A 25858-nucleotide genomic window follows, 5' to 3' on the forward strand; every position below is an offset into this window, starting at 1 on the left:
GGCCGCTCCTCAGTTCTTGTCGCTGTGGGTCATGGCGGTATAGAACAGCCAGGACACCAACAGGATGATCAGGAAATACACCAGCGAGAAAGCCGCCGCCGGACCGAGGTCGAATTGCCCAAGGGCCATGGTGGTCAGGGTCTGGCTGAGGAAGGTCGTGGAGTTACCCGGCCCGCCGCCCGTGAGCACAAAGGGCTCGGTGTAGATCATGAAGCTGTCCATGAAGCGCAGCATCACCGCGATCAGCAGCACGCTCTTCATTTTCGGCAGCTGGATATGGCGGAAGATGGCCCAGGACGATGCCTGATCGATCCGCGCGGCCTGGTAATACACGTCCGGAATGGCACGCAGGCCGGAATAACTGAGCATCGCCACCAGCGAAGTCCAGTGCCAGACGTCCATCACCAGCACGGTGACCCAGGCGTCGGCGCTGTTGGCAGCGTAGTTGTAGCTGACGCCGAGTTTGTTCAGGGTCCAGCCCAGCAGGCCGATATCGCCACGACCGAAGATCTGCCAGATGGTGCCCACCACGTTCCACGGAATCAGCAGCGGAATGGTCATCAGGATCAGGCAGACCGTGGACCAGCGGCCCTTGGTCGGCATGCACAGGGCCACCGCAATCCCCAGGGGGATTTCGATCAGCAGCACACAGGCCGAATAGATGAACTGACGCAGCAGCGAGTCGTGCAGGCGCGGATCACGCAGCACCTGACGGAACCAGTCGGCGCCGACGAAGTAGCGGCTGGATTGGTCGAAGATGTCCTGCACCGAGTAGTTGACCACGGTCATCATCGGCACGATGGCACTGAACGCCACCAGCAGGAAGACCGGCAGCACCAACCACCAGGCCTTGTTGTTATGCACCTTATTCATGGCCAGGCTCCAGCAAAAAGTCATCGGCGTAGAGCATCAGCCACTGCCCGGGAAAACTGATCCAGGCCTTGCCTTCCGGCACCGGCTTGTCTTCCTGCAGGCGCACCTTGAGCTTCTGCCCGGCCAAGTCCAGGGTGAGGATCTTGTAGGTGCCCAAGTCTTCGACGTAGGTCACGTCCGCGCACATGGCTTCTTCGAACGGGCCGTCCCAGACATGCACGAACTCAGGGCGGATACCGACTTTCAAAGTCTTCCACTGGGTCGCAGCGAGGGTGTCGAGCATCGCTTGCGGCAAGGCCAGATGCACATCGCCAAAGCCAACACCACCGACCTCGGGCTTGACGTCGATCAGGTTCATGCCGGGGCTGCCAATGAAGTAGCCGACAAAGGTGTGCAACGGCTTTTCGAACAGCTCGCGGGGCGTGCCGAACTGAACGATCTGGCCGCCGTACATCACCGCGATCTTGTCGGCGAAGGTGGAAGCCTCCAGTTGATCGTGGGTGACGTAGACCATGGTGATATTGAACTGCTCATGGATCTGCTTGAGCTTGCGCCGCAGTTTCCACTTAAGGTGCGGGTCGATCACGGTCAGGGGTTCGTCGAACAGAATCGCCGAGACGTCATCCCGGACCAGCCCGCGACCCATGGAAACCTTCTGCTTTTCATCGGCCGTCAGGTTGCTGGCTTTCTTTTTCAGCAGCTCCTGCAGGTCGAGAACTTCGGCAATCTCGTTGACCTTGATCTTGACCCGAGCCTCATCGACGCCCTGATTGCGCAGCGGGAAGGCTAGGTTGTCGAACACCGTCATGGTGTCGTAGACCACCGGGAACTGGAAAACCTGGGCGATATTGCGCTTTTCCGGGGTCAGATCGTTGACTCGCTTGCCATCGAACAGCACCTGCCCTTCCGAAGGGCTGAGCAGGCCGGAAATGATATTGAGCAGGGTCGACTTGCCGCAGCCGGAAGGGCCAAGCAACGCATAGGCGCCGCCCTGGTTCCAGATGTGGGTCATCTCGCGGATCGCGTAGTCTTCGGGGCCGCCCGGCGTCTTGCTGTAACTGTGGGCGAGGTTCTGCAAACGGATCTCGGCCATCAGGCAACCCTCGCCATGCGCAGGCCCGGCGCTTGAATCAAGCGGTCCTGCTGATCGAATACGAATAGTTTGTGGGTCGGGATATACACGCGGATCGGCGCATCGACGTCATAGGCATGGACGCCCGGCAGGTGCAATACCAGCGAGAAATGCTCGTTGCGCACATGCAGGAAGGTTTCCGAACCACTGATCTCGGCCAGTTCCACGGTGACCGCCAACTCCAGGTCGTCATCGTTGGACGGCACCAGGCTCAGGTGGCTGGGACGTACGCCAAAACGGTAGTAACCGTCGCCGATGGTGCGCAGATCGACATTGAGCGGAAAGTGCACGAAATTGGCGAAGCTGACTTCGTTGCCGTCGATACGACCCGGCATCAGGTTGATCGGCGGCTCGGAGAACAGCTCCGCGGCCAGCACGGTCTGCGGCTGATGATAGACATGCGGTGTCACACCGCTCTGGATCAGCCGACCCTCATGCAGAATAGTGGTGGTGCCGCCCAGGGCCAGAGCCTCGTTGGGCTCGGTGGTGGCGTAGACCGCAATGGTGTTGCGCGCCGCGAACAGCTCGCGCATTTCCTGGCGCAGTTCCTCGCGCAGCTTGTAGTCCAGGTTGACCAGAGGCTCATCGAACAGGATCAATCCGGCATCCTTGATCAGCGCCCGAGCCATGGCCGTGCGCTGCTGCTGGCCACCGGACAGTTCCAGCGGGTAGCGCGGCAGGAATTTTTCGATACGCAGCATCCGCGCGGTTTCCCGCACCTTGCTTTCGATCACGTCCTTCGACACACCGGTCTGGCGCAAAGGCGAGGCGATGTTGTCGAACACGGTCATGCTCGGGTAATTGATGAACTGCTGATAGACCATCGAGATGTTGCGCTGACGGACCGACTGGCCGGTGACATCGACGCCGTTCATCAGGATTCGACCGCTGTCTGGCTTGTCCAGCCCGGCCATCAGACGCATCAAGCTGGTCTTGCCGGACAACGTCCGCCCCAGCAGTACGTTGAAAGAACCGGCTTCGAAGCTCAGGGATACGTCGTCGATCCAGGTTTGACCATCAACCGTACGGCTGACGTGCTCCAGGGTGAGAGACATGGTGTGCCCTTTTTGTTCATTCTTATTAGGGTGTTTACGAGTAGCATTCACAAACATTCGAATGATTATTCGTTAGCGATAACCGTGCCAAACCTGTCACAACGCCTTAAATCCCCGTTCTAGAGCCTTTCGCGTAAATCAGCGGAAAAACCTACGTTCAAAGCTGAACAAAAGTGAACACCAAAGTCTGAACACCTGAACAAAATGAACATTGACTTTGAACACTACTGAACGACACTCTGTGAACACCGCCGCCCCTTCAAAAGGCATGCGCGCAGGTCGAACGACAAAAACAATAAAAGCACCGCAGGATCGATACCCATGGCCAACCCCAGTGCATCGCTCGCCCACGACATCATCATTCAGGACTCCTGGAGCCGCTGTCGGGATTTCGGCCTCGACCATCAATCACGCCCGTCTTTCGGCCAACTGCCCAATGCGCAAGTCAGCCAGTTGCTGGAGCGCCATGAATCCCTGGTGCAGACCACCCATCAGCAAGTGCTGCCTTTCTACGAAAACATCCTGAGCAACTCCGACTGCCTGATTTTGCTGGCTGATCAACATGGGCAGGTGCTCAATTCCTGGGGCAACAAGCGTTTCGTCGATCCGGCCCAGGGTCTGGGTTTCGTCGCAGGCGCCTGCTGGGTCGAACAGGGCACCGGTACCAACGCCATCGGCACCGCCCTGGCCTGCGAGCAGGCGGTGCATATCCAGCACGATGAACACTTTCTCAAGGCCAACCGTTTCATGACCGGCTCGGCGGCGCCGATTTTCGACGCCAATCGACGGGTGATCGCGGTGCTCGATGTCTCCAGCGACAGCTTCCTGCCGCCCTCCCACACCCTGGGCGTGGTGCGGATGATGAGCCAGTCAGTGGAAAACCGGCTGATCCTCGATCAATTCCAGGACGGCTGCTTCCAGCTGACGTTCAATACCGGCCTGAACAACCTCGACAGCCAGTGGGCCGGGCTGCTGATCTTCGACGAAAGCGGGCGCATCCTCTGCGCCAACCGTCGCGCCGACAGCCTGCTGGGCCTGAGTCTTTTGCGGGCCAATATCGAAAACCTGTTCAAGACGCCCATCGCGCAATTGCTCGACAAGACCGAAGGCCAGCCCTTCGCCCTGCAAGCCTCGGGGCATAACCGTTTCCACGGCGTACTGCGCCGCCCGCAACGCCAGCCGGGCCGCTCATCGCGGATCCTGCATTCGGTCAAGCCACTGACGCCGCCGCGCCCTGCCCCGAGCACCTCAGGCATTGCTCTGGACGCCATCGGGCCCGGCGATGCGCGCATAGAGAAGGCCGTGCGTCAGGCAGGCAAACTGATTGAAAAGAACATCCCGGTGCTGATCCATGGCGAAACCGGGGTGGGCAAGGAGGTGTTCGTCAAGGCGCTGCATCAGGGCGGCTCCCGGGCAGAACAACCATTCATTGCGGTGAACTGCGCGGCGATTCCGGCTGAACTGGTGGAGTCGGAGCTGTTCGGCTACGAGCGTGGCGCTTTTACCGGGGCTAATCAGAAAGGCAGCATCGGCCTGATCCGCAAGGCCGATAAAGGCACGCTGTTCCTCGATGAAATCGGCGATATGCCCCTGCCCGTACAGGCCCGCCTGCTCCGGGTCTTACAGGAACGCTGCGTGCAGCCCTTGGGCAGCAGCGAGTTATTCCCGGTGGATATCCGTCTGGTTTCGGCCACCAACCGTCCCTTGCGCGAACAGGTGCAGGCCGGCCACTTCCGTCAGGACCTGTACTACCGCATCAGCGGCCTGAACCTGGAGCTGCCGCCCCTGCGCCAGCGCAGCGACAAGAGCGCGTTGATTCAACGCCTGTGGGATCAACATCGCGAAGACTGGCAAGTCGCGGGCTTCGAGCCCGAGGTGCTGGAACTGTTCGACCAGCACCCGTGGCCCGGCAACCTGCGGCAGATGAGCAGCGTGATCCAGGTCGCCCTGGCGTTGGCCGATGACGAGCCGATCAGTACCGAACATTTGCCGGAAGACTTTTTTGCCGATCTGGATCTGAATCAGGAAGACAATCGCTCGCAGGTGCCGCAGCCGTTCCTTAATCAGGCCAGCCTGGACAACCCCGAAGATCTAAACCGCCTGTTGCAGGCGGCGGGGGGCAATATTTCACAGCTGGCAAAGCAGCTGGGAGTCAGCCGCAATACCTTGTACAAGCGCCTGCGCGAACAAAGCACCTAAAGGCATTCGCGGATGAATCCGCTCCCACAGGTTGAAACTCGACACTGTGGGAGCGGATTCATCCGCGAAAGGGCCTCTTCAGGCGATGATCAATCCGCCAAGCGCCACGTAGTCCCGCCCTTGCCGTCTTCCAGCACCACGCCCATGGCGGTGAGCTGGTCGCGGATGCGGTCGGATTCGGCCCAGTTCTTGTCGGTACGGGCTTGCAGACGCGCCTGAATCAGCGCCTCGACTTCAGCCGCATCGACCTTGCCTTCAGCACCGGCGCGCAGGAAGTCATCGGCTTCGAGCTGCAAGACACCCAGCACACTGGCCAACTGCTTCAGACGTGCCGCCAGACCTGCCGCAGCGGCCAGATCGGTATCACGCAGACGGTTGATTTCCCGGACCATCTCGAACAGCACCGCGCAGGCTTCCGGCGTGCCGAAATCGTCGTCCATGGCCGCAGTGAAACGCTCGACCAACGCCTCGCCACCGGCAGGCTCAGCCACCGGCAAACCCTTGAGGGCGTGATAGAAGCGCTCCAGCGCACCCTTGGACTCTTTCAGGCTGTCTTCGGAGTAGTTGATCGCGCTGCGGTAGTGGCTCGACACCAGCAGGTAACGCACCACTTCCGGATGGTATTTCTCCAGTACATCGCGAATGGTGAAGAAGTTGTTCAAGGACTTGGACATCTTCTCGCCATTGATGCGGATCATGCCGCAATGCATCCAGGCATTGGCGTAGGTCTTGCCGGTGGCCGCTTCGCTCTGGGCGATTTCGTTTTCATGGTGCGGGAACTCAAGGTCGCTGCCGCCGCCATGAATATCGAAGGTCTCACCCAGGCAGCAGGTCGACATCACCGAGCATTCAATGTGCCAGCCCGGACGCCCCGGGCCCCAAGGTGACTCCCAGCTCGGCTCGCCCGGCTTGACGCCTTTCCACAGGACGAAGTCCAGCGGATCGTCCTTGGATTCGTCCACCTCAATTCGCGCACCGATGCGCAGGTCTTCGATCTTCTTGCGCGACAGCTTGCCGTAGCCGAGGAACTTGCCGACGCGGTAGTACACGTCACCGTTGCCCGGCGCGTAGGCATAGCCCTTGTCGATCAGGGTCTGGATCATCGCGTGCATGCCGGCGATATGCCCGGTGGCACGGGGTTCCATGTCCGGCTTGAGGATATTCAGCCGGGCTTCGTCTTCGTGCATGGCATCGATCATGCGCGCGGTCAGGGCTTCGAACGACTCGCCGTTTTCACGGGCGCGATTGATGATCTTGTCGTCGATGTCGGTGATGTTGCGCACGTACGTCAGGTCATAACCGCTGAAGCGCAGCCAGCGGGTCACCAGGTCAAAAGCCACCATGCTGCGGCCATGGCCGAGGTGGCAGTAGTCGTACACGGTCATCCCGCATACATACATGCGCACCTTGTTGCCATCCAGCGGCTTGAAGACTTCTTTGCTCTTGGTGAGCGTGTTGTAGATAGAAAGCAATGACTTAACCTCAGGTCCAGGAATCGCGCAGGGTCACTGTGCGGTTGAAGACCGGTTGACCAGGTTTGGAGTCCTTGATGTCCGCGCAGAAATAACCTTCGCGTTCGAACTGGAAACGGTCTTCCGGCTGTGCTTGCCCCAATGATGGTTCAGCACGACAACCCGTCAGTACTTGCAGGGAGTCCGGATTGATGTTGTCCAGGAAGCTGGCGCCTTCTTCGGCTTTCTCAGGGTTTGGCGAGCGGAACAGGCGATCGTACAGACGCACTTCGCATTCGATGCTTTCAGCCGCCGGGACCCAGTGAATCACGCCCTTGACCTTGCGGCCCTCGGGGTTCTTGCCCAGGGTGTCCGGATCGTAGGAGCAGCGCAGCTCGACGATATTGCCATCGGCGTCCTTGATTGCTTCGTCGGCACGAATCACATAACTGCCGCGCAGGCGCACTTCGCCATTAGGCTCCAGGCGCTTGTAGCCCTTCGGCGGCTCTTCCATGTAGTCGTCGCGGTCGATATAGATCTCGCGAGAGAACGGCAGTTTGCGCACACCCAGGTCTTCTTTCGGGTGACGCGCCAGCTCCAGGTGATCGACCTGACCTTCCGGATAGTTGGTGATCACAACTTTCAGCGGGCGCAGCACGCACATGGCGCGCGGGGCGCTGTGGTCGAGGTCATCACGGATGCTGAATTCAAGCATGCCGAAGTCAACCACACCGTCGGAACGGTTGGTGCCGATCATTTCGCAGAAGTTGCGGATCGATTTCGGCGTGTAGCCACGGCGGCGGAAGCCCGACAGCGTGGACATGCGCGGATCGTCCCAGCCACTGACGTGCTTTTCATCGACCAGTTGCTTGAGCTTGCGCTTGCTGGTGATGGTGTAGTTCAGGTTCAGGCGCGAGAACTCGTACTGGCGCGGCTTGCACGGCACCGGCAGGTTGTCGAGGAACCAGTCGTACAGCGGACGATGGCTTTCGAACTCCAGGGTGCAGATCGAGTGAGTGATGCCTTCGATGGCATCCGACTGACCGTGGGTGAAGTCGTAGATCGGGTAGATGCACCACTTGTCACCGGTCTGGTGGTGGTGAGCGTGGCGGATGCGGTACAGGATGGGGTCGCGCAGATTCATGTTCGGCGAGGCCATGTCGATCTTGGCGCGCAGCACGCACTTGCCGTCTTCGAACTCACCGGCCTTCATGCGGGCGAACAGGTCCAGGTTTTCCTCGACGCCGCGCTCGCGGAACGGGCTGTTCTTGCCTGGCTCGGTCAGGGTGCCACGGTATTCGCGGGCCTGCTCGGGGGTCAGGTCGTCGACGTAAGCCTTGCCTGCCTTGATCAGCTCGACAGCCCAGTCGTGCAGTTGATCGAAATACTGCGAGGCATAGCGCACGGCGCCGTCCCACTCGAAGCCCAGCCACTTGACGTCGCTTTCAATGGCGTCGATGTATTCCTGGTCTTCCTTGGCCGGGTTGGTGTCGTCGAAACGCAAGTGCGTGACGCCGCCGAACTCCTGGGCCAGGCCGAAGTTGACGCAGATCGACTTGGCGTGGCCGATGTGCAGGTAACCATTGGGCTCAGGCGGGAAGCGGGTGACGATCTTGACGTGCTTGCCGGAGTCCAGGTCGGCCTGAATGATCGGGCGCAGGAAGTTGGTTGGAATAGCAGGGCCTGCCTTTGAATTCGCAGCGGGGTCTTGAGTGGGCTTGCTCATGGGATCCTTGGACATACTAGTGCGGCCAGCGGCGGCCGACCAAACAAAACGTCTATCATAGCCCAAGCTGTCAAGGCCCTGACAGGGCGCTGTGAGAAAACCCAAACTACCGCTCGACGAATAACGCCTTTAAACTGCGCGCCTGGGTTAAATCGGCAGCACTGGCGATGCACGCCAAACCTTCATTCACGCATGCCCACAAGAGCGATTCGAACATGTCCAAAGTAAAACTGACGACCAACCACGGCGATATCGTCCTGGAACTCAACGCTGAAAAGGCGCCGATCACCGTCGCCAACTTCATCGAGTACGTGAACGCCGGTCACTACGAAAACACCATTTTCCACCGTGTCATCGGTAACTTCATGATCCAGGGCGGCGGTTTCGAGCCTGGCATGAAAGAAAAGAAAGACAAGCGCCCAAGCATCCAGAACGAAGCCGACAACGGCCTGCCGAACAAGAAGTACTCGGTCGCCATGGCCCGTACCATGGAGCCGCATTCGGCCTCCGCGCAGTTCTTCATCAACGTTGCCGACAACGCCTTCCTCAACCACTCCGGCAAGAACGTGCAGGGCTGGGGCTACGCAGTGTTCGCTGAAGTGATCGAAGGCAGCGACGTTGTCGACAAGATCAAAGGCGTGGCCACTACTTCCAAGTCCGGCCACCAGGACGTACCTGCTGACGACGTGATCATCGAGAAAGCCGAGATCATTGAGTGATTTTACTGATCTCCGACCTGCATCTTGAGGAGCAACGCCCGGACATTACCCAGGCGTTTCTGGATCTGCTGACCGGGCGTGCCCGCACTGCCAAGGCCCTGTATATCCTCGGAGACTTCTTCGAAGCCTGGATCGGCGACGACGCCATGTCGCCCTTCCAGCGCTCGATCTGCCAGGCCCTGCGCGATCTCAGCGACAGCGGTACTGAAATTTTCCTGATGCACGGCAATCGCGACTTCATGCTCGGCCAGGCCTTTTGCAAGGCGGCTGGCTGCACGTTGTTGAACGACCCGAGCGTCATCCCGATGAATGGCGAGCCCGTGCTGCTGATGCACGGCGACAGCCTGTGTACCCGCGACGAAGCCTACATGCGTCTGCGCCGCTATCTGCGCCATCCGCTGACCCTGTGGATCCTGCGCCACCTGCCCCTGCGCACCCGCCACAAACTGGCGCGCAAGCTGCGCAGCGAAAGCCGCGCGCAAACCCGCATGAAGGCCAACGACATCGTCGACGTAACGCCCGAAGAAGTGCCGCGGATCATGAGCCAGTACGGCGTACGCACCCTGATCCACGGCCACACCCACCGCCCGGCCATTCATAAACTGCAGGTCAACGACCAGACTGCCCAGCGCATCGTGCTGGGCGACTGGGATCGTCAGGGCTGGGCGTTGCAAGTGGATGAACAGGGGTTCAACCTGGCGGCGTTTGATTTTGTGCCCCATCCAAGCAACGCCTGACACGCTCGCTTTACGATTTGTGGGAGCGAATTCATTCGCGAAAGCAATATTTCAGACGATAGAGATTTGTCGGCTGTACTGCCCTCTTCGCGAATGAATTCGCTCCCACAGAGGCTTATCTCAACAATTCATGCCCACAGTAATCAATGCCCACCACCGGCCGCAGGCCCCGCTTTCGCGGCAAACGGCGGCTTGGCCATCCAGACGATGGCGATCAAGGCCATGAACACCCAACCCAGCATGTAGAAATAATCCACCGTGGACAGCATGTACGCCTGGCTGCTGATGATCGATTCCAGCCGCGCATAGGCCGACTGGCTGGCCCCGCCCATGGTCGTCAGGGCATCCCGGGTCGCCGGATCGTAGGTGGTAATGCTTTCGCTCAGATAGGCGTGGTGCTGGATGGCCCGGCGGCTCCAGATCCAGGTGGTCAGGGAAGCCGCAAAACTGCCACCCAGGTTACGCAGGAAAGTCGCCAGCCCGGAGCCGTCAGCGATCTGGCTGGGCGGCAGATCGGACAGCAGGATGGTCAGGGTCGGCATGAAGAACAGCGCCAGCCCCGCCCCCATAAATAGCTGCACCAGCGCCACATGCTCGAAATCCACATCGGTATTGAAGCCCGCGCGCATGAAGCAACTCATGCCCAGACCGAGAAACGCCAGCCCCGCCAACACCCGCAGGTCGAAGCGCGTGGCGTATTTGCCGACAAACGGCGACATCAACACCGGCAATACGCCAATCGGCGCCACCGCCAGCCCGGCATAGGTCGCTGTGTAGCCCATCTGGGTCTGCAACCACTGCGGCAGCAGCAGGTTGATGCCGAAGAACGCCGAATAACCGCCGACCAGCGTAATAGTGCCAAAACGGAAGTTACGGTAGGCAAACAGACGCAGATTGACGATGGGGTGCTTGTCGGTCATTTCCCAGATAACGAACACCGCCAGGAAGATCGCCGAGATCACCGAGCCGATAATAATGAAGTTGGACTCGAACCAGTCCAGGTCGTTGCCCTTGTCGAGCACGATCTGCAGGGCGCCGACCCCAAGGATCAGACTGATCAGGCCGATATAGTCCATCGGCTGGCGACTGGTGGTCACCGGCCGCGCGGCCATCTGCATGCGCACGACAAAAGCAGCGAACAGGCCGATCGGCACGTTGATAAAGAAGATCCACGGCCAGCTGTAACTGTCGGTGATCCAGCCGCCGAGAATCGGCCCGGCAATAGGCGCCACTACCGTGACCATCGCCAGCAGCGCCAAGGCCATCCCCCGCTTGGCCGGGGGGTAGACCGCAATCAACAGGGTCTGGGTCATGGGGTACAACGGCCCGGCGACCACACCTTGCAGCACGCGAAAACCCACCAGCTCAGGCATCGAGGTGGAAATGCCGCAGAGGAACGAAGCCATGACGAACAGAATGGTCGCCCAGAGGAACAGCTTGACCTCACCAAAGCGGCGACTGAGCCAGCCAGTCAAAGGCAAGGCAATCGCGTTGCTCACGGCAAACGAGGTGATCACCCAGGTACTCTGCTCCGAACTCACCCCAAGGTTGCCGGCGATGGTCGGCAGGGCAACGTTGGCGATGGTGGTGTCGAGTACCTGCATGAAGGTCGCCAGCGACAGGCCGATGGTGGTCAGCAGCAGACTGGGAGGCGTAAAAGAGGCAGGGGCGTTAGCGCTCATCGCGAATCCTTTGACACTTGAACGGCGCCCCGACCAGTCGGCCGGGGCTCACGGATTGGCGGCTCAGCGCTGCACGGTCTTGCTGTTGTCGGCGCTGTTTTCATGGATCAGGCGGGTAATGTCGGCTTCGGCCTGTTGCAGTTGCTGATCGTAGATATCGGTGCTGAACGAGGCCTTTTTCGGCGGTTTCTGCGCCTGGATCGGCCCGCTTTGGTCGTGTAGATTGACATCCACGACCGTCGACAGACCGATACGCAGCGGGTAGCGCGCCAGTTGATCGGGGTTCAGGTGAATCCGCACCGGCACGCGCTGGACGATCTTGATCCAGTTACCGGTGGCGTTCTGCGCCGGCAGCAAGGCGAACGCACTGCCGGTGCCAGCGCCGATGCTGTCGATGGAGCCACTGAACTTCACGTCACTGCCATACACATCGGACTCGATATCCACTGGCTGGCCAATGCGCATTTTCTGCAGTTGGGTTTCCTTGAAGTTGGCATCGATCCACAACTGATCCAGAGGGATCACCGACATCAGCGTGGTGCCCGGCTGAACCCGCTGACCCAGTTGCACTGTGCGTTTGGCGACATAACCGGTCACCGGGGCAATCAGTGTGCTGCGGGCATTGTTCAGGTAAGCCTGACGTACTTGCGCAGCGGCGGCCTTCACATCCGGATGGGACGAAACGATGGTGTCATCGACCAACGCCTGACTACCGACCAGTTGCTGCTGGATATTGTTCAGGGCGTTCTGCGCGCTGGTCAGGTCATCCTTGGCGTGGGACAGCTCTTCCTGAGAAATCGCCCCGCCCGCCGCCAGATTGCGCCGACGGTTGTAGTTGTCCTGATTCTTCTGCACTTCGGCACGCTGGGCGGCCAACTGCGCCTTCAGGCCGTCGACATTGCTATACAGGCCGCGCACCTGGCGCACGGTCTTGGCCAGATTGGCCTCGGCGCTTTGCAGGCTGACCTTGGCATCGCTGGGGTCGAACTGGATCAGCATTTGGCCTTCACGCACCAGATCGCCGTCATCGGCGCCGATACTGACCACGGTGCCGGTGACCAGCGGTGTAACGGCGACCACGTTGCCGTTCACATAAGCGTCGTCGGTGCTTTCGTTCCAGCGACCGTACAGGTCGTACCAGAACCACACGCCAACGCCACCCAAGATCACGACGACCAGCAGGATCAGCAGCATGAGCTTGCGTTTACCCGAACTCTTGGCCTTTTCCTGAGGCGACTTTTCTTTCGAAGCATTTTCATCTTTCGATGCAGGCGCGTTGTTTTCGCTAGTGGCAGTAGCCATGGCAGTTACCTTAATGAGTCAGCGAAGCAGTTGACGGGACGTTCGGGGCCTGGTCTTGCGCAGGGCCGTTGCCCTCGAAGCCGCCACCGAGTGCCTGCATCAACAGGATCGACAGATTGATACGCTCGGCGTTGAGATCCGCCAGTTGGCGCTGCGATTGCAGCAAAGTCTGTTCGATGGTCAGCACATCCAGGTAGTTGCCGATGCCTGAGCCATAGCGCTGACTCACGGTGTCGTAGGATTGCTTGATCACATCGGTGGCGTGCTGCGTCGCCTTGATCTGCCCTTCCAGGGCGCGCAATTGGTTGATGTCGTCACTGACATCACCCAAGGCCTGAATCAGGCTCTTGTTGTACTGCGCCACCGCCAGGTCGTAGTCGGCATCCCGGGCGTCGAGATCGGCACGCAGGCGGCCGCCGTCGAACAGCGGCAGGGAAATGGTCGGCGCCACATTGAAGAAGCGGCTGGCCGAACCGAACAGCGCATCGCCGAGCAACGACTCGGTGCCGGCAGCGGCACTGAGGTTCAGGTTCGGATAGAAACGGGTCTTGCTCGCGGCGATGCTCTTGCTCGCTGCTTCCACACGCCAGCGCGCGGCAACCAGGTCCGGACGGCGCCCCAGCAGTTCGGCGGGCAATGTCGATGGCAGTGCAACCACGGCCGGTTGCAGGACATTCGGGCGGACCATCTGGTTACTGCGGTCCGGGCCTTTGCCGAGCAGCACCGACAGAGCAATCTGGGCGCTGCGCAGGCCTTTCTCCGCGTCGATGAACTGTTCTTCCGAGGTCGCGGCCAGGCTTTCGGTCTGCTGATATTGATACTGGCTGTCGATCCCGGATTTCAGGCGCTGGTTACCGAGCTTGAGCATCTGCTGCGTACGGCTGCGATCCTCTTCGGCCAGATCCCGTACCGCATAGGCGTGAGCCAGGTTGCTGTAGGCGCGGGCAACGTCGGCAGCCAGCGTCAGCTGTGCCGCACGCTGATCGACCTCGGCGGCCCGGGCCTGACCCAATGCCGCTTCCCAGGCGGCGCGCTGACCACCCCAGAGATCGAAGTTGTAATTGAAGCTCGCCGACAAGCTGCGCACGGTGCTGAGGGTGCCGCCCTGCCCGCTCGGATCCTGATCCTTGGCCAGACGCGAACGGCTGACGCTGCCGCTGGCATCCACGGTCGGCATACGATCGGCATCGGCAGCATAGGCTGCGGCCGTGGCCTGATGCGTACGGGCACTGGCGACCTGCATGTCCGGGCTGTCGCGCAGGGCTTCGCCGATCAGGCCATCGAGCTGGCTGTCGCCCAGACTTTTCCACCAGTCACTGGCAGGCCATGCCGCAGGCGTAAGGGTGACGCCGGTCAGGGTCTGATTGGCCTGTAGCTGTTTGGCATCGACGCCCTTGCCACTGGTCAACAGCCCTTCGTAATTGGCACAACCGGCCAGGCTCAAGGCGATGGCGAGCAGGCTGAAACGGGCACGCAAATTCCTGCCGTTCATTGGTCACCCTGCTTGGCTGCGAAGGTCTCGAGACGAGCAATGGTGATCGGGTCTTCAACCGAACGCAGCACCTTGGTCAGGATCTGATCCAGTGCCTGCACTTCGGCCGAGTCGAGCACGCCGAGCAGGTCATTCATGGCGTCAGCACCGATTTTCGGCAGCAGGTCGGTCAGTTTGCGCCCGCCCTCGGTCAGCACCAGACGCACCTGGCGACGATCTTCGACGGAGCGGCTGCGGGCCAGCAGGTCTTTCTGCTCAAGACGATCGAGCATGCGCGTCATCGAGCCGCTGTCCAGAGAGAGACTGCGGCACAGCTCGGCCGGCGTATCGGCGCCGAACTGGGAAATGATGATCAGCACCTTGAACTGCGAGGACGTGACGCCGTGGGGCTCCAGATACTTATCGAGCAGGCGGTCTTTCTGCACGTTGGTGCGACCGATCAGCATGCCCATGAGGTTGGAGCGGAAATTATCAGGGGAGAAATGCACGTGAACCACCCATAAAGCTGCCTAGGCAGGGAATTAATGGTGATATTACTGCCTAGGCAGCTAATGTCAACGAAACAATTAGTAACCTTATTGCTGCTCCGACAGACGAGAGGCGGGATTGGCTCATTTTTTTTGATCAGTTTTTTACAATGCCAGAACGGCGACTACAGCGAGGAAGGTGGGGAAAACGAAGGGGTGTGGGAGCGGATTCATCCGCGAAGACGTCGGCGCACCCGACTCGTCCGGTATAGCGCATTCGCGGATAAATCCGCTCCCACAGAGGACATTTACACAGGATTTGTCAGACAGCAGCCCAGGCAGGCACGCCACTGTGAAACCGAAACTCTTCGTCAGGACTTTCGATCAGCTCGCGCTCGGCCAGACGAATTTCTTCGATCTTGGCGTCGACATCAGCCTTTTCACCGTAGGCATAGGCCAGCTTCAGGTAATCCTGAAAGTGACGGGCTTCGGACTTGAGCAGACCGGCGTAGAACGTGCCCAGTTCTTCGTCCAGATGCGGCACCAGGGCGGCAAACCGCTCGCAGGAACGCGCCTCAACAATAGCGCCGACAATCAGCGCATCAGTCAGGCGGAAGGGGTTGTGATTGCGCACCAACTTGCGCAAGGCCCCGGCGTAACGCGCCGAGCTGACGTTGGCCATGGGGATTTCGCGCTTGCGAATGATGCTCAGCACTTGCTCGAAATGGCGCAGTTCTTCCCGGGCCAGACGCGACATCTTGCTCAGCAGGTCGAACTTGTCGTTGTACTGGAACATGAACTGAAACGCCGCCCCGGCCGCCTTCTTCTCGTTGTTGGCATGATCGATCAACAGGATGTCGAGGTTTTGCAGTGCCGCCTTCACCCAGCTGTCAGGAGTACGGCAGAGCAGGAAGGCTTCGATTTCAGGGATCGGGAACATAGCTTCACAAGTAAGAGGATGGGCAAGGCGCAGCATTATACGAGGGCGGCGCCACAGGGCCAGTGTCTTTGCACTTGTGGGCGCTGATCTGGATCAACGTCACAGATAGACAGAGCCATCTATAGTGAAAGCACGCATCGCGATGTCAGACAGGAGAGCCCGTCATGCAATCCATCCACAGTCTGCTTGTAGTCCTTGAACCGACACTGGAGAAGGACGCCGACGAAAGCCTGGCACTGGATCGTGCCTGTCTGATTGCCGGGGTAACCAACGCCCATCTGCATCTGTTGATCTGCGATAAAAAGTACGATCACAGCGCCGCCCTGAAACGACTGCTGGCCGACCTGCAGGCCGATGATTTCAGCGTCTCGATTGAGCAGAACTGGCATCACTCGGTGCACGAGACCATTATTCGATCGCAACAGGCCGAAGGCTGCGGCCTGGTGATCAAACAGCACTTCCCGGACAACCCGCTGAAAAAAGCCCTGCTGACGCCCGAAGACTGGAAACTGCTGCGCCAGTGCCCCGCTCCTGTGCTGATGGTCAAGAGTGACAGGCCCTGGCACGGTGGCGTGATCCTGGCCGCCGTCGACGTCGGCAACAGCGACGAACAGCACAAGCAACTGCATTTCGACATCGTTGATCACGGCTTTGATATCGCCAGCCTGGCCAAGGGCTCGCTGCATGTGATCGCCGCCCATCCGTCACCCATGCTGTCGGCCGCCGACCCGCTCTACCCGCCCACTCAGGACCTTGCCACGACTTATCGCGAACAGTGCCGGGCGTTTCAGGAGGAGTTCGATATCGACGACCAACACCTGCATATCGCCGAGGGTGCCGCCGACGTGCTGATTCCCTATACCGCTCATCAGCTCGATGCCGTGGTCACCGTCATCGGCACCGTGGCCCGCAGCGGCATCGCGGGCGCACTGATCGGCAATACCGCCGAAGTGGTGCTCGACTCGCTTGAAGGGGATGTGCTGGTGCTCAAGACCGATGAGTTTATCGGGCATCTGGAGGCGGAGTTGGTCGGCGCCTGATATACGACAGGTCGGCTCATCAAAGGCGACTCAACCTGATGCTTTGAAATGAGATCCCTGTGGGAGCGGATTTATCCGCAAAAGCGGTTTTTCAGACGATGAAGATGCATCGACTGCCACCGCCTCTTCGCGAATGAATACGCTCCCACCCAGCACAGTGCCTGCCGGGTTACGGCGAGCGTCAGGACCAGGCGACTCAGCCTGTAAGCGCATCCTTGAGAAAAGCCGGGGCGATATAACGCTGATAGTGGGCCTCCGACAGCAGGAAAAACTCGCGGTCGATGGCATCGCGCAATTGCGGCAGCTCCCAGTCGCGAAATTCCGGCATCAGCACCAGACCATAGGCTTCCAGCTGGCTAATCATCCGCGCGCCACGGGCGATCAACTGGTAGGCCCAGCAATATTCGGACTGATGGGGCACGAAGCGAATCTGCCGCTGTTCCAGCTGCTGGCGCAGCTTTTGTGCATCGAACACTTCCACCTTGGCGGTCATGACCTGCACCAGCAACTGCTCCAGACGCAGCCACACTGCCCTTTTTTCATCCTCGTTGTAGCCGTTCCAGTGAATCACTTCGTGATGGAAACGCTTGCAGCCACGGCACACCAGATCCCCGTAAACAGTGGAGCAAAGGCCGACGCAGGGGGTTTTGATGGTTTGATTGGGCATGCTGGACCAGGGTGGGGCAGGAGAAACAGATCCCCATCTTAGCCCTTTGTCTAAAGACGATCACCCCCGAAGATTCTTTAGCCAACTTACCTTTGGCAAAGATATGCCGTAGAATCACCGGGCCTTTTAAGGCGCAAATGTCCGTTGGAAGCTGTTTTCAAAGCGTCACGAGCACAGTCAAGTTAACCCAGCAGTTCCGGTTTGACGCAGGTTCGCCTGCGTCCCCTCCCCAAAACCGTGATGCAGGCGTAAAACTTTGAAAACAGCTTCTGTTGGAGATTGCCGCACCCTGGTAACCAGGCTCAAAAAGCCTTTAATACAGAGGGTATGGGCAATTTCTGGATGAGCGTCCCGGACACCCATTTGGGACCACTGATGAGGGTAATAACTGTGCTTGAAGCCTACCGTAAACACATCGAAGAGCGTGCCGCCCAGGGTATCGTGCCCCAGCCGCTTAACGCCGAACAAACAGCTGGCCTTATTGAGCTGCTGAAAAATCCTCCGGCTGGTGAAGAAGCTTTCCTTGTCGACCTGATCACCAACCGCGTTCCGCCTGGAGTGGACGAAGCAGCCTATGTAAAGGCCGGCTTCCTCTCCGCACTCGCCAAAGGCGAAGCAACCTCCCCGCTGATCGATAAAAAACGCGCTACCGAACTGTTGGGCACCATGCAAGGTGGCTACAACATCGTGACGCTGGTCGGTCTGCTGGACGACGCCGATCTGGCGCCAGTAGCCGCCGAACAACTCAAGCACACGCTGCTGATGTTCGATGCGTTCCACGACGTGGCTGAAAAAGCCAAGAACGGCAACGCTCACGCCCAAGGCGTCCTGCAATCCTGGGCCGACGGCGAGTGGTTCCAGAAGCGCCCTACCCTGGCCGACAAGATCAGCCTGCGCGTCTTCAAGGTCACCGGCGAAACCAACACCGACGACCTGTCCCCGGCACCTGATGCCTGGTCCCGTCCTGACATCCCGCTGCACGCCCTGGCCATGCTGAAAATGGCCCGTGACGGTATCGTTCCGGACGTTCAGGGCTCCATCGGTCCGATGAAACAAATCGAGCAGATGCGCAACGACGGCTTCCCGATCGCCTACGTCGGTGACGTAGTCGGTACCGGTTCGTCGCGTAAATCGGCAACCAACTCGGTGCTGTGGTTCTTCGGCGACGACGTTCCCTATGTGCCGAACAAGCGCGCCGGTGGCTTCTGCTTCGGCAGCAAGATCGCTCCAATCTTCTACAACACCATGGAAGATGCTGGCGCTCTGCCAATCGAATTCGACGTTACCAAGCTGAACATGGGCGACGTGATCGACGTTTACCCGTACGAAGGCAAAGTCACCAAGCACGACAGCGACGAAGTCCTGGCCACCTTCGAAATGAAGACCCCGGTCCTGCTCGACGAAGTTCGCGCTGGCGGCCGTATCCCACTGATCATCGGTCGCGGCCTGACCAGCAAGGCTCGCGCCGAGCTGGGTCTGCCACCTTCGACCCTGTTCAAGCTGCCTGACGTACCGGCTGCCAGCACCAAGGGTTTCACCCTGGCGCAGAAAATGGTCGGCAAGGCATGCGGCGTAGAAGGCATCCGTCCGGGTACCTACTGCGAACCGAAGATGACCACTGTCGGCTCCCAGGACACCACAGGTCCAATGACCCGTGATGAACTGAAAGACCTGGCGTGCCTGGGCTTCTCCACCGATCTGGTCATGCAGTCCTTCTGCCACACCGCGGCTTATCCAAAGCCGATCGACGTCAAGACCCACCACACCCTGCCTGACTTCATCATGACCCGCGGCGGCGTTTCCCTGCGTCCGGGCGACGGCATCATCCACAGCTGGCTGAACCGCATGCTGCTGCCGGACACCGTCGGTACCGGTGGTGACTCCCACACCCGTTTCCCGATCGGTATCTCCTTCCCGGCCGGTTCCGGTCTGGTTGCCTTCGCTGCGGCCACCGGCGTCATGCCGCTGGACATGCCGGAGTCGATCCTGGTTCGCTTCAAAGGCAAGCTGCAACCTGGCATCACCCTGCGTGACCTGGTTCATGCCATTCCTTACTACGCGATCCAGAAAGGCTTGCTGACCGTAGAGAAGAAAGGCAAGAAGAACGCCTTCTCCGGTCGCATCCTGGAGATCGAAGGTCTGGAAAACCTCAGCATCGAACAGGCTTTCGAGCTGTCCGACGCCTCGGCCGAACGTTCGGCTGCCGGTTGCACCATCAAGCTGGCCAAAGAGCCGATCATCGAATACCTGAACTCCAACATCACCCTGCTGCGCTGGATGATCGAACAGGGTTACGGTGATCCACGCACTCTGGAGCGCCGTGCTCAGGCGATGGAAGCCTGGGTTGCCAACCCTGAGCTGCTGGAAGCCGACAAGGACGCCGAGTACGCTGAAATCATCGAAATCGACCTGGCCGACGTCAAAGAGCCTGTGCTCTGCGCGCCGAACGACCCGGACGATGCCCGTCTGCTGTCTTCGGTACAAGGCGAGAAGATCGACGAAGTGTTCATCGGCTCCTGCATGACCAACATCGGCCACTTCCGCGCTGCGGGCAAGTTGCTGGATCAGGTCAAAGGCCAGCTGCCAACTCGTCTGTGGCTGTCGCCGCCGACCAAGATGGACGCTCACCAACTGACCGAAGAAGGCTACTACGGCATTTACGGCAAGGCCGGCGCGCGCATGGAAATGCCGGGCTGCTCGCTGTGCATGGGTAACCAGGCTCGCGTTGAACCTAACGCTACCGTGGTCTCGACCTCGACTCGTAACTTCCCCAACCGTCTGGGCGATGGCGCGAACGTCTACCTGGCCTCGGCCGAGCTGGCGTCCGTTGCTTCGATCCTCGGTCGCCTGCCGACCGTCGAGGAGTACATGAGCTACGCCAACCAGATCGACACCATGGCAGCGGACGTGTACCGCTACCTGAGCTTCGATCAGATCGCCGAGTTCCGTGAAGCCGCTGCAAACGCCAATATCCCGGTCGTTCAAGCTTAATCACGAAATCCAGCGTAAAAAAAACCCCGTCCTGGTGACGGGGTTTTTTATTGCCTGTCTTCCTTTGAGTGGAAGGAAAGGGGTGGGAGCGAGTTCATTCGCGAAGAGGCCGGTGCATTCGACGCATTTATATCGTCTGAAATGCCGCTTTCGCGAATAAATTCGCGCCCACAGATCGCGCGGTGCAACAGCCCACTGAAGCGAGGAAAAAAAGCCCCGCATCTCGCGATGCAGGGCTTTCGTTTACCGCTCCAGGCTACAGCCTCAAACCACCGCAACCTGCCCGCTCATGGCCAGGTCCAGCAGTTCGCGGTTGGCCACGGCGTACATGGCGTAGTCGGTGCCGCTGGCGGCACGCAGTTCGACCAGCATGGCGCGCCAGCGATCGACCATTGCCTTGTGCTGTTCCAGCCACAGGTTCAGGCGCTCTTCGACATCGGCAGGGCCGTCGGGCATTTGCAGGACCGAGACGGTGATCGCCCGTTGTTGCCAGTCGATATCGTCGCGGAATGCTTCCCGCGCCAGCGCCTGCCAGTTGTTTTCCACCGGCAGGTTGCTGATCTGTTGCAGGTACCAGGTCACGTCCAGGGCGCTGCCCACGGCGAAGTAGACCTTGGCCACTTCGGCCGCGTTCTGCCCGGTAACGTCCGACGCTTCGATTATCGGCAGCAGGGTGTAGAGGTGGGTCGTACCCGCCACCATCCGTGCCAGCAGCTCAGGCACGCCAGCATCGACGTATTCCTGATAACGGGTCTGCCAGACCTGACGGGTTTCCCCCTCCAGCAGTTCATCGAGTTTCAGACCCAGGGCCGCGATATGCGGGCCGAAGTGAGCCACATCACGACCGGCATCCAGTTCGTTGCGACGGCTGCGCAGGAACCAGCGCGTGGCACGACGACCCAGGCGCATCAGCTCGTCCATCAACGCCAGCTGGATTTCAGCCGGGACGTTGTAGTCCAGCGCCTCGATCTGACGGAACCAGTGCGGCAGATGAAAGATATCGCGCACGATCACGTAGGCACCGGCGACATTCGCCGCGCTCATGCCGGTCGACTCTTTGAGTCGCTGCACGAAGGTGATACCCATGTGGTTGACCAGGTCGTTGGCGATCTGGGTGCTGACGATTTCACGCTTCAGACGGTGCTGACGCATGGCACTGCCGTATTTCGCGCCAAGGGACGGCGGGAACGCAGTCTCCATGTCACGGGCCAGATAGTCGTCATCCGGCACGCGGGAGTCGAGCAGCGCTTGCTGGAGTTCGATCTTGCTGTAGGAAATCAGCACCGACAGCTCCGGACGGGTCAGACCCTTGCCGGCCGCGACCCGCTCGTTAAGCTGCTCGTCGTTCGGCAGGAACTCGATGGCGCGATCCAGCTTGCCACGGGCTTCCAGGTCAGCGATCAGGCGTTTGTACTCGGCGATGCGCTCGTAGGCGCGACGAGCAGCCAGGGACAGGGCCTGGGTCTGCTTGTAGTTGTTGCCGAGGACCAGATTGCCCACTTCGTCGGTCATGCCTTCCATCAGCTGGTTACGCTGTTTCTCGGTCATGTCGCCGGCCTGCACCACTTCGTTGAGCAGGATCTTGATGTTCACTTCGTGGTCGGAGCAGTCCACGCCACCGGCGTTGTCGATGAAGTCGGTATTGGTCGCGCCGCCCAGCAGGCCGAACTCGACGCGGCCGAGCTGGGTCATGCCCAGGTTACCGCCCTCGCCCACCACCTTGCAGCGCAGCTCGTTACCGTTGACCCGCAGCGCATCGTTGGCCTTGTCGCCGACGTCCGCATGGGTCTCGCTGCTGGCCTTGACGTAAGTACCGATACCGCCGTTCCACAACAGATCCACAGGTGCCTTGAGCAGCGCGTGCATCAGTTCGGTCGGGGTCAGCTTGTCGGCGCTGATGTCGAAGCGCTGCTTCATTTCCGGAGTGATGGAAATGCTCTTCGCGCTACGCGGGAAGATGCCGCCACCGGCCGACATGATACTGGTGTCGTAGTCGGTCCAGGCCGAACGCGGCAGATCATACAGACGCTGACGCTCGGCAAAGCTGCTGGCCGGCTCCGGATTCGGATCGATGAAGATATGCAGGTGGTTGAAAGCGGCGACCATCTGCAGCTTGTCCGACATCAACAGGCCGTTGCCGAACACGTCACCGGCCATGTCGCCGACGCCGATCACACTGATGCTGTCTTTCTGCACATTGATATTGCGTTCACGGAAGTGACGCTGCACGCCGACCCAGGCGCCCTTGGCGGTAATGCCCATTTTCTTGTGGTCATAACCGGCCGAGCCGCCCGAGGCGAAGGCATCGCCGAGCCAGAAGCCGTAGTCGATGGCAATGCCGTTGGCGATGTCGGAGAAGGTTGCAGTGCCCTTGTCCGCTGCCACTACCAGGTACGGGTCATCGTCGTCATGACGCACGACGTTGGCTGGCGGCACCAGTTCGCCTTCCTTGAGGTTGTCGGTGATATCCAACAGGCCGGAAATGAAGATGCGGTAGCAGGCGATCGCCTCTGCCTGAACCTCGTCGCGGCTGCCGGTAGTCGGCAAACGACGGGGCAGGAAGCCACCCTTCGCGCCCACCGGCACAATGACCGAGTTCTTCACTTGCTGGGCTTTAACCAGGCCCAGCACTTCAGTACGGAAGTCTTCTTCACGGTCCGACCAGCGCAGGCCGCCACGGGCGACGTTGCCGAAGCGCAAGTGCACGCCTTCAACACGCGGGCTGTAGACGAAGATCTCGAACTTCGGCACCGGTTTTGGCAGTTCAGGAATCAGGCGCGGATTGAACTTGAAGCTGAAATAGCTCTTGCTCTGGCCATTGGCGTCAGGCTGATAGAAGTTGGTCCGCACGGTGGCGCGGATCAGGTCCAGGTAGCGACGCAGAATGCGGTCTTCGTTGAGCACCTGAACGTCGTCCAGGGCACTGAGAATCGCCTGTTCCAGACGTTGTTGCTTGTCGTCCAGATCGTCGGTGCCAAGCTTGCGCGCCAGATAGAAACGGGTCTTGAACAGACGCGTCAGCTCGCGGGCGATATCGGTGTGGTTGTTCAGCGTGCTGGCGATATAACCCAGGTCAAAGCCCAGGCGAATCTGCTTCAGGTAGCGGGCATAGGCACGCAGCAGTGCCACGTCACGCCACGGCAGGCCGGCAGTGAGCACCAGACGGTTGAACGCATCGTTCTCGGCATCGCCGCGAACGATATGGACGAAGGCGTCCTGCAGAGTGTCGTTGAGCTGCTGGATATCCAGGTTCAGCCCTTCGCCATAGGTAAAGGCGAAGTCATGAATCCAGAACTCGCGGCCATTGCTGTGATGCAGGCGATAAGGGAATTCGCCCAGCACGCGCAGGCCAAGGTTTTCCAGGATCGGCAGCACATCGGACAGCGCCAGCGGGGTATCGGCGTGGTACAGCTTGCAATGCAGCTGCGCCTTGTCGCCAGACAGCGGCTGGTAGAAGCTCATGACCAGCGGGTTGGCATCGTTCAGGCTGAGCAGATGTTGCAGGTCGACCACCGCCGAGTGGGCGGCGAAACGCTCGCGATAACCTGCCGGGAAGCCTTTCGGGAAGTCGGCCAGGACATTGGTGCCATGGGCTTCGCCGAAGCTTTCCACGACCAGGCTGGCGTAGTCGTCCTTCCACGAGCGGCAGGCCTGGATCACTTCGTTTTCCAGCTGCAGCGGGTCGATGTCCAGAGTGACCTTAGGGTCCACGCGCAGGATCAACTGCACACGGGCCAGTACCGACTCGGAGAAGAAGGTCCAGAACTCGCAGTCGCTGGCCTTGAGGCGCTCCATCAGCACCTGCTGGATCTTCTGCCGCACTTCGGTGGAGTAGATATCGCGCGGCACATAGGCCAGGCAGTAGCAGAAACGCCCGTAGGGGTCTTTGCGCAGGAACACGCGGATCTTGTTGCGTTCCTGGATCTGCACAATGGACATCACGGTGTTGAACAGCTCGTCCACCGGGGTCTGGAACAGGTCGTCGCGGGGCAGTACTTCAACCACCTGAGCCAGTTCCTTGCCCAGGTGCGCCTTGGCATCAAAGCCCGAACGGCGCTCGACTTCGGCGACCTTGCGGCGGATGTACGGAATGACCCGCACGCTCTCGCCATACACCGAGGAGGTGTACAGGCCCATGAAACGGCATTCTTTGATCACCTTGCCGTCGGCATCGATCTGACGGATCGATACGTAGTCCGGGTAGGCCGGACGATGCACACGGCTCGGATGCGCGGCTTTGGCGAAGGACAGCAGCATCGGCTCGTTGAGGTAATTAACCGCATAGCCTTCTATATGCAGGTCGTCCTTGCTCAGGCCGACGCGCAGCAGTTTGGTCAGACCGAGGAACGAAGACGGGTCGTACTCCAGCTGGCCGCCATCGGCTTCGCTGCTGACGGTGAACTCTTCGTAGCCGAGGAAAGTGAAGTGGTTGTTGACCATCCATTGCAGGAAGGCCTTGATCTCCTCCTTCTCTTCGCCATCAACCTGATACGGACTGCTATCGATCCCGGCCAGCAGTTCATGCAGCTTGGCCTTCATCGGCTCGAAGTCTTCGACGGCCACCCGCACTTCGCTGAGCACCTGCTCCAACTCGCGAGCCAGCACGTTCAACTCGCTGGCATTGGAGCAGCGGTCGATCTCCAGATACATCAGCGATTCTTGCTTGACGTCGGCACCGGTACTGCCCTTTGGCAGCACTTCGAGCAGCTCGCCCTGGCTGCCGCGACGCACGCTCAGCACAGTGGTTTGCAGGGTATGGATGCTGTAGCCGCGACGATTGAGCTCGGTACGCACCGAATCCACCAGGAACGGCAGGTCGTGATGCAGGACTTCAACGGCGGTATGGGTCGATTGCCAGCCGTGACGCTCGTAATCCGGGTTGTAGACACGCACCTGTGGCTGGGCGGGCTCGAAGCGCTCAAGCAGGCGCCAGGCCGAGAGTGTGCAGCCGACCAGGTCGGAGAGGCGACGTTGAGTCAGCTCATCGAGCGGCATGATGCCGAAAAATTGCTCAGCGAACAGCGCCACTTGTGGCAGTGCCTGTTCACTGATGTGCTGCGCCAGTGCTGCTTGCAGTTGATGCTGGAAGTCAGACTTGCTGGCTGCGGTGAAGAACGCCATCTGAGGTACTCCGCTTGTGCTTTTTTAGAGAGGAAGCTTGAAGGAAGTGTTGCCTGCGCATGCTGCGCCTGGGTGAACGGGCAGAAGCGCAGCATAGGCCAAAGAACTAACGCTTGCCGCGAACGACTCGTCACATTCAAATTGCGAGATTGGCAACGAAAAAGCGCACGCATTGACGCTACCGCTCATCTACCTTCCAGCTTAACGACTGCGCGCACGCGGTTGCTTGCCATGCGGCGACATATTCAGTCATCAGCTTGCAGA

General features: G+C 59.8%; 17 protein-coding genes. 5 read left to right on the plus strand and 12 right to left on the minus strand.

Annotation, left to right across the window (positions count from 1 at the left end; translation table 11 throughout):
• Window positions 1-9: 9 nt before the first annotated feature.
• Genes M2401_RS10345 through M2401_RS10355 form a run of 3 tightly spaced genes read right to left on the minus strand, consistent with a single transcriptional unit; the run spans window position 10 to window position 3060 of the window.
• A complete protein-coding gene (locus tag M2401_RS10345; protein ID WP_259102474.1) occupies window positions 10-873 on the minus strand; it encodes a carbohydrate ABC transporter permease in 864 nt (287 codons plus the stop codon).
• Complete coding sequence (locus M2401_RS10350) at window positions 866-1966, minus strand: ABC transporter ATP-binding protein (protein WP_259102476.1); 1101 nt, start codon at window positions 1964-1966, stop codon at window positions 866-868. Before M2401_RS10350 ends, M2401_RS10345 begins: the two co-directional genes overlap by 8 nt.
• The gene (locus M2401_RS10355) at window positions 1966-3060 is read right to left on the minus strand and encodes an ABC transporter ATP-binding protein (RefSeq protein WP_259102478.1); all 1095 of its coding nucleotides are present in this window, start codon (window positions 3058-3060) and stop codon (window positions 1966-1968) included. The genes M2401_RS10350 and M2401_RS10355 overlap by 1 nt, the downstream gene beginning before the upstream one ends.
• A 321-nt stretch (window positions 3061-3381) precedes the next feature.
• Here M2401_RS10355 and M2401_RS10360 point away from each other — a divergent pair, with 321 nt between their 5' ends.
• Window positions 3382-5259, plus strand: coding sequence for a sigma-54-dependent Fis family transcriptional regulator (locus M2401_RS10360; protein WP_259102479.1), 1878 nt, complete (start codon window positions 3382-3384; stop codon window positions 5257-5259).
• Between the two features lie 89 nt (window positions 5260-5348).
• Here M2401_RS10360 and cysS read toward each other — a convergent pair whose 3' ends face one another.
• Together cysS and M2401_RS10370 are read right to left on the minus strand one after the other, a co-directional pair.
• A complete protein-coding gene (cysS, locus tag M2401_RS10365; protein WP_259102481.1) occupies window positions 5349-6731 on the minus strand; it encodes a cysteine--tRNA ligase in 1383 nt (460 codons plus the stop codon).
• 10 nt (window positions 6732-6741) lie between these two features.
• Window positions 6742-8436, minus strand: coding sequence for a glutamine--tRNA ligase/YqeY domain fusion protein (locus tag M2401_RS10370; protein WP_259102482.1), 1695 nt, complete (start codon window positions 8434-8436; stop codon window positions 6742-6744).
• A 215-nt stretch (window positions 8437-8651) separates the two neighbouring features.
• Here M2401_RS10370 and M2401_RS10375 point away from each other — a divergent pair, with 215 nt between their 5' ends.
• Both M2401_RS10375 and lpxH read left to right on the plus strand, forming a co-directional pair.
• A complete protein-coding gene (locus tag M2401_RS10375; RefSeq protein ID WP_259102484.1) occupies window positions 8652-9155 on the plus strand; it encodes a peptidylprolyl isomerase in 504 nt (167 codons plus the stop codon).
• Window positions 9152-9892: a UDP-2,3-diacylglucosamine diphosphatase gene (lpxH, locus tag M2401_RS10380; protein ID WP_259102485.1), complete on the plus strand. Its 741-nt coding sequence runs from the start codon at window positions 9152-9154 to the stop codon at window positions 9890-9892. The genes M2401_RS10375 and lpxH overlap by 4 nt, the downstream gene beginning before the upstream one ends.
• Window positions 9893-10035: 143 nt before the next feature.
• Here the strand turns inward: lpxH and M2401_RS10385 are convergent, their stop codons facing one another.
• The 5 genes from M2401_RS10385 to M2401_RS10405 form a co-directional block, all read right to left on the minus strand.
• Window positions 10036-11574 carry a DHA2 family efflux MFS transporter permease subunit gene (locus tag M2401_RS10385; protein WP_259102487.1) on the minus strand — a complete coding sequence of 513 codons (1539 nt, stop codon included), beginning with the start codon at window positions 11572-11574 and terminating at the stop codon, window positions 10036-10038.
• Between the two features lie 63 nt (window positions 11575-11637).
• Complete coding sequence (locus M2401_RS10390; RefSeq protein WP_409033903.1) at window positions 11638-12876, minus strand: HlyD family efflux transporter periplasmic adaptor subunit; 1239 nt, start codon at window positions 12874-12876, stop codon at window positions 11638-11640.
• A gap of 10 nt (window positions 12877-12886) precedes the next feature.
• Window positions 12887-14368 carry an efflux transporter outer membrane subunit gene (locus M2401_RS10395; protein ID WP_259102488.1) on the minus strand — a complete coding sequence of 494 codons (1482 nt, stop codon included), beginning with the start codon at window positions 14366-14368 and terminating at the stop codon, window positions 12887-12889.
• Window positions 14365-14820: a MarR family winged helix-turn-helix transcriptional regulator gene (locus M2401_RS10400; RefSeq protein WP_259102699.1), complete on the minus strand. Its 456-nt coding sequence runs from the start codon at window positions 14818-14820 to the stop codon at window positions 14365-14367. Before M2401_RS10400 ends, M2401_RS10395 begins: the two co-directional genes overlap by 4 nt.
• A gap of 337 nt (window positions 14821-15157) precedes the next feature.
• Window positions 15158-15775, minus strand: coding sequence for a tRNA-(ms[2]io[6]A)-hydroxylase (locus M2401_RS10405; protein ID WP_259102490.1), 618 nt, complete (start codon window positions 15773-15775; stop codon window positions 15158-15160).
• Between the two features lie 164 nt (window positions 15776-15939).
• Here M2401_RS10405 and M2401_RS10410 point away from each other — a divergent pair, with 164 nt between their 5' ends.
• Complete coding sequence (locus tag M2401_RS10410; RefSeq protein WP_259102491.1) at window positions 15940-16815, plus strand: universal stress protein; 876 nt, start codon at window positions 15940-15942, stop codon at window positions 16813-16815.
• Between the two features lie 196 nt (window positions 16816-17011).
• Here the strand turns inward: M2401_RS10410 and M2401_RS10415 are convergent, their stop codons facing one another.
• On the minus strand, window positions 17012-17482 hold the full coding sequence (locus M2401_RS10415) for a DUF1289 domain-containing protein (protein ID WP_259102493.1): 471 nt from the start codon (window positions 17480-17482) through the stop codon (window positions 17012-17014).
• 390 nt (window positions 17483-17872) lie between these two features.
• Here M2401_RS10415 and acnB point away from each other — a divergent pair, with 390 nt between their 5' ends.
• The gene (gene acnB / locus M2401_RS10420) at window positions 17873-20473 is read left to right on the plus strand and encodes a bifunctional aconitate hydratase 2/2-methylisocitrate dehydratase (RefSeq protein ID WP_259102700.1); all 2601 of its coding nucleotides are present in this window, start codon (window positions 17873-17875) and stop codon (window positions 20471-20473) included.
• 264 nt (window positions 20474-20737) lie between these two features.
• On the opposite strand, the gene M2401_RS10425 is transcribed toward acnB, so the two are convergent.
• Window positions 20738-25594 (minus strand): NAD-glutamate dehydrogenase, encoded by a 4857-nt coding sequence (locus tag M2401_RS10425; protein ID WP_259102495.1) that lies wholly within the window; start codon window positions 25592-25594, stop codon window positions 20738-20740.
• Window positions 25595-25858: the final 264 nt, after the last annotated feature.

Source organism: Pseudomonas sp. JUb42, from assembly GCF_024807945.1.
GTDB lineage: Bacteria > Pseudomonadota > Gammaproteobacteria > Pseudomonadales > Pseudomonadaceae > Aquipseudomonas.

What these genes read in the sequence shown, in the direction of transcription:
- M2401_RS10345 (WP_259102474.1), bottom strand. Translation starts at nt 873, where the DNA reads ATGAATAAGGTGCATAACAACAAGGCCTGGTGGTTGGTGCTGCCGGTC.
- M2401_RS10350 (WP_259102476.1), bottom strand. Translation starts at nt 1,966, where the DNA reads ATGGCCGAGATCCGTTTGCAGAACCTCGCCCACAGTTACAGCAAGACG.
- M2401_RS10355 (WP_259102478.1), bottom strand. Translation starts at nt 3,060, where the DNA reads ATGTCTCTCACCCTGGAGCACGTCAGCCGTACGGTTGATGGTCAAACC.
- M2401_RS10360 (WP_259102479.1), top strand. Translation starts at nt 3,382, where the DNA reads ATGGCCAACCCCAGTGCATCGCTCGCCCACGACATCATCATTCAGGAC.
- M2401_RS10370 (WP_259102482.1), bottom strand. Translation starts at nt 8,436, where the DNA reads ATGAGCAAGCCCACTCAAGACCCCGCTGCGAATTCAAAGGCAGGCCCT.
- M2401_RS10375 (WP_259102484.1), top strand. Translation starts at nt 8,652, where the DNA reads ATGTCCAAAGTAAAACTGACGACCAACCACGGCGATATCGTCCTGGAA.
- M2401_RS10385 (WP_259102487.1), bottom strand. Translation starts at nt 11,574, where the DNA reads ATGAGCGCTAACGCCCCTGCCTCTTTTACGCCTCCCAGTCTGCTGCTG.
- M2401_RS10390 (WP_409033903.1), bottom strand. Translation starts at nt 12,876, where the DNA reads ATGGCTACTGCCACTAGCGAAAACAACGCGCCTGCATCGAAAGATGAA.
- M2401_RS10395 (WP_259102488.1), bottom strand. Translation starts at nt 14,368, where the DNA reads ATGAACGGCAGGAATTTGCGTGCCCGTTTCAGCCTGCTCGCCATCGCC.
- M2401_RS10400 (WP_259102699.1), bottom strand. Translation starts at nt 14,820, where the DNA reads ATGGGCATGCTGATCGGTCGCACCAACGTGCAGAAAGACCGCCTGCTC.
- M2401_RS10405 (WP_259102490.1), bottom strand. Translation starts at nt 15,775, where the DNA reads ATGTTCCCGATCCCTGAAATCGAAGCCTTCCTGCTCTGCCGTACTCCT.
- M2401_RS10410 (WP_259102491.1), top strand. Translation starts at nt 15,940, where the DNA reads ATGCAATCCATCCACAGTCTGCTTGTAGTCCTTGAACCGACACTGGAG.
- M2401_RS10415 (WP_259102493.1), bottom strand. Translation starts at nt 17,482, where the DNA reads ATGCCCAATCAAACCATCAAAACCCCCTGCGTCGGCCTTTGCTCCACT.
- M2401_RS10425 (WP_259102495.1), bottom strand. Translation starts at nt 25,594, where the DNA reads ATGGCGTTCTTCACCGCAGCCAGCAAGTCTGACTTCCAGCATCAACTG.